The organism is Vibrio sp. 378 (assembly GCF_033339435.1).
This window is the reverse complement of sequence record NZ_JAWOUO010001247.1, coordinates 1-510: the sequence shown is the minus strand read 5'-3', so window position 1 is coordinate 510 and position 510 is coordinate 1. Positions and strand designations below refer to the sequence as shown.

General features: G+C 49.0%; 1 protein-coding gene. It reads right to left on the bottom strand.

What is annotated here, in order from left to right; genetic code table 11:
* A partial coding sequence (galT, locus tag R7Q48_RS31380; protein ID WP_318134372.1) for a galactose-1-phosphate uridylyltransferase occupies positions 1-510 on the bottom strand: 510 nt, incomplete at both ends.

Genomic DNA, 510 nt, shown 5'->3' with positions numbered 1-510 from the left:
GTAATCCACCAGCAAGTTGCTGCCGTGTTCTTGGTAGTAGGCTTTTAGGTTGTGCTCTTTACGCTCGATTTCATTTGGTAAGAAGCTGTTCGCCCAGATTTGACCGTGCGGATGAGGCTGAGAACAGCCCATGGTTTCGCCTTTGTTTTCGAACGCCTGAACCCAAACGTATTCCTTGCCGAGCTCTTCAATTTGTTCGTTCCAGGTCTCTATCACGCCACGAATTTTATCCACTGGCAGCTCCGGTAAGGTTTTGCTGTGATCTGGCGAGAAGCAAATCACTCGGCTCAAACCACGCACGCCTTGCGTTTTGAATAGCGGGTTGTTTGACTCTGGTGCATCTGGTGAATCCACCATCAGCGCAGCAAAATCGTTATTGAACACATAGGTGCCTTGGTAGTCTGGATTAACATCGCCAGAGATACGTTCGTTGGTTGGACAAAGGAAACATTTACCGTCATAACTTGGTAGCTCATCCAATGCGGGCTTTTCATCTGCGCCGCTCCAAGG